The sequence below is a fragment of the Desulfovibrio sp. 1188_IL3213 genome, assembly GCF_036763145.1.
Classification (GTDB): domain Bacteria; phylum Desulfobacterota; class Desulfovibrionia; order Desulfovibrionales; family Desulfovibrionaceae; genus Desulfovibrio.
On the sequence record NZ_JBAIYR010000261.1, the window covers coordinates 1 to 3,294 of the forward strand.

3 protein-coding genes are annotated in these 3,294 nt (G+C 51.9%); 2 read left to right on the top strand and 1 reads right to left on the bottom strand.

The annotated features are described in order from the left end of the window. Window positions 1-172: 172 nt before the first annotated feature. A complete protein-coding gene (locus tag V6C16_RS09880) occupies window positions 173-700 on the top strand; it encodes a hypothetical protein (RefSeq protein ID WP_333536112.1) in 528 nt (175 codons plus the stop codon). A gap of 242 nt (window positions 701-942) precedes the next feature. Further along, the gene (locus V6C16_RS09885) at window positions 943-1,491 is read left to right on the top strand and encodes a hypothetical protein (protein WP_333536111.1); all 549 of its coding nucleotides are present in this window, start codon (window positions 943-945) and stop codon (window positions 1,489-1,491) included. 528 nt (window positions 1,492-2,019) lie between these two features. Here the strand turns inward: V6C16_RS09885 and V6C16_RS09890 are convergent. Then, window positions 2,020-3,294 (bottom strand): efflux RND transporter permease subunit (locus V6C16_RS09890; protein ID WP_333543111.1); only part of this gene is annotated, 1,275 nt, incomplete at its 5' end.

Sequence of the window (3,294 nt, forward strand, 5' to 3'; positions counted from 1 at the left end):
GCGGCTGATCTTGGCCTGCATGCCCTGTGGGCGGCCCTGCTGGCGCTCGGCCTGGGCGGCTGCGCCTTTATGCTGCTTTTTTTGCCTTTGTGCCTGCGGCTGGCCCCGGCCATTATGGAGCCGATATTGCGAAGATTACGGCGGACATAAATCTGCTTCCAAGGACCTGCCTATGAACATTGAAGACGTGGTAAGCTCTACAGCCAAGGCAATGCTGGATTTCTGGCTGCGGCACTGGCCGATATGTTTGCTCACTCTGTGCGCCGTGCTGGATTTCTTGGACAATAACGACTCCGTGAGCAGAATTATTTTTGCCGCGAGCTTTGTGGCTACAGTTGTTTGCCTGAAGGCATTTCGCCTTGAGCGCTGCTTCTGGATATACACACTTGTTTTTATTGGCATTATCGCTTTCTTCTTCGCCGATATAGAATCAAATGAATTGCAGAACGTTTTACACCTGGAAACATTTAACGAAAACTTGGTATCCCGGGTCGTAGAAGCTGTACTTTGGACAGGGATAGTAGCACTGTTGTCTTCAGGAATGTATTTTTTGCGATTCAGCCATACCGTCAGCCCTGCTGCCCTTATTAAAATACCCCTGACCCTCTTTTTCATGTACGTCTTCCTGCAGCCGATTTTCATGCTCATATGGTATATCTTGGTGATGTATTCATGTGGCATTTTTGGCATTCCTGTGTGAGCAAAGCCCCGGCGGTTCTGTGCCGCCGGGGCTTTGCCCTGTCAGAACGTGCTGTTAAAAGCAAACGTAAATGAGCAAGCTATTCTTCCTTAAGCTAAAAATTATTTAAATGCATACTCATGAGCAGATACCCCCCAGTATTCCTTGGCTCTGCTTTTTGCTCTATCAACAACAGCCAGCGCTGACTCCGCCACTTTCGGCATCAATACAGCAAAGCTTACGGCACCCCCAAGGATTGGCCTATGAACATTGAAGACGTGGTAAACTCTACAGCCAAGGCAATTCTGGTTTTCTGGCTGCGACACTGGCCGCTATGTTTGCTCACCCTATGGGCTGTAGCAAGTTTATGGGCATCAGCGAACATCAACAGCACGGTTTCTGCTGTCACTAGTGTTGCTGTTGTTACTGCGAGTTTTGTGGGCACAGTCGCTTGCCTGAAAACATTTCGGCTGGAGCGCTGTTTCTGGATATATATACTGGCTTTTTTGAGTTTTTTTTGGGTTTCCATTAATCCTGTCGATGCGCACAACATACAAAGATATTTACACCTTGAGTCTCTGGATTTTTTTCTTATACGGCAAATTACAGATGCATTGCAGTGGACGGCAGTTGTCATGCTATTATCAGCAGGGATTTATCTGTTAGGGTTTCGGCATGCCGCTGGTTACGCCGCCCTCATTAAAATACCCCTGACCATATTTTTCATGTGTGTGTTTTTACATGAATTCTTCCCAATTTTTGCCCTTTACATGGCAGGAAACATATTCGGCATTCTCGGCTTACACATGTAATGCAAACTCTTCACGCCCGCACCTTGTTCAGCGCTTGCGGGTTTGCCCCGCAATTGCCGCCACGTTCTCCAACCATCCTGGATACGTACAAAACCCCCTTCAAATTTTCAAATTTTCAGCCTAGGGGCTGTCTCTAAATAAATGATTTTGCGCCAAGGGCAAGGAAAAAGGCTTTTTTTACGAAAGGAGTGTACTTTTGCGGCACATGACTGGAGTAAAAAAAGCCTTTTGACGCAGCCAGTTGGACAAAAGAATTATTTAGAGACAGCCCCTAGTGGGCTTTTTGCTTTATCTACCTGATGGGGGGCAATAGCATTGGCGAGGGTTCGTCAGAGAGCATTTAACACTTGAAATGCTCGCTTACGGCAGGCAAAAGCCTGCCTGCGCGCATTTCGTGGCAAGGGTTTTCCTGAAAATCCTTGCAGGGCAGTTAACTCATTTCATTCGTAAACTGCTCTGGAACAGATTAAAAGCAGTTTTACCTTGAGATTGCTCTGGACACTGGGGAAAGGAAGTTATGAATATGCCCTATGTCCTTCTGCTCAAAACCTGCAACCTGCCCGCCACAGCTTCTCCGTAACGCACACGCCACCACCAGCGGCGGATGCGCAGACGTGCGCGGTCCAGGCACAGATAGACCACAGGGGTGGTGTACAGCGTCAAAAGTTGGCTCATGAGCAGCCCCCCCACAATGGTCACGCCCAGAGGCTGCCGTATCTCGGCGCCGTCGCCCTGCCCGATGACAAGCGGCACAGCACCAAGAATTGCCGCTGCCGTGGTCATCATGATGGGACGGAAACGCAGCAGGCATGCCTCATAGATGGCCTTTTCCGGCGGCAGCTTGCGGCTGCGCGAGGCTTCCAGAGCAAAGTCGATCATCATGATGGCGTTCTTTTTGACGATGCCACAGAGCAGCAGCACGCCGATAAGGGCAATAACGCTGAACTCCATCTTGAACAGCATGAGGGCCAGCAAGGCTCCTCCCCCTGCTGAGGGCAGGGTTGAAAGGATGGTCAGAGGATGGATAAGGCTTTCGTACAGCACGCCGAGCACAATATACAGCGCCGCCAGCGCCGCCAGAATGAGAACGACCTGATTGCCCGCCGTATCGCTGAACATTTTGGCAGTTCCCTGAAAACTGCCCACAATGGAAGACGGCATGCCGAGCCGTACCCGCGCCTCTTCGATGGCCTCCTGCGCCTGCGAAAGGGCCACCCCCGGCGCAAGGTTGAATGACAGGGTCACGGCCGCAAACTGCCCCTGATGCGAAACCGAAAGAGGCGCAAACGACGGCGCCACGTTGGACACGCCAAGCAATGGCACCAGTCCGTCCTTGCCGGACAGGTAGACCTTGCCCAGAGCCTCTTCACTTTCCAGCCAGTTTTCACCGTATTCCAACACCACACGGTACTGGTTTTTGTCTCGATAGATGGTGGAGACCTGGCTTTGACCAAAGGCATTGCCCAGAGCCGAATCCACATCTTTCATGCTCAAACCGTGCCGCGCCAGCGCATCTCGATTGACCGTAACCATGGTTTGCAGGCCACGTTCTTCAATATCGCTGTCCACATCCTTGAACAGGGGTACGTCCGCCAGCGCCTGCTGCATGCGGCGTCCCCAGGTGCGCAGATCGTCCAGATTGTCGGCCTGCAGGGTGTACTGATACTGCGAGCGCGAACCGCGCCCACCCATCATGATGTCCTGCGCGGGCTGCAGAAAAATCTGCAAACCAGGCTCGCCGGAAAGCTTGCCGCGCAATCGGCCGATCACGGCCTGCGCGTCAACCTTGCGTTCGTCCAGAGA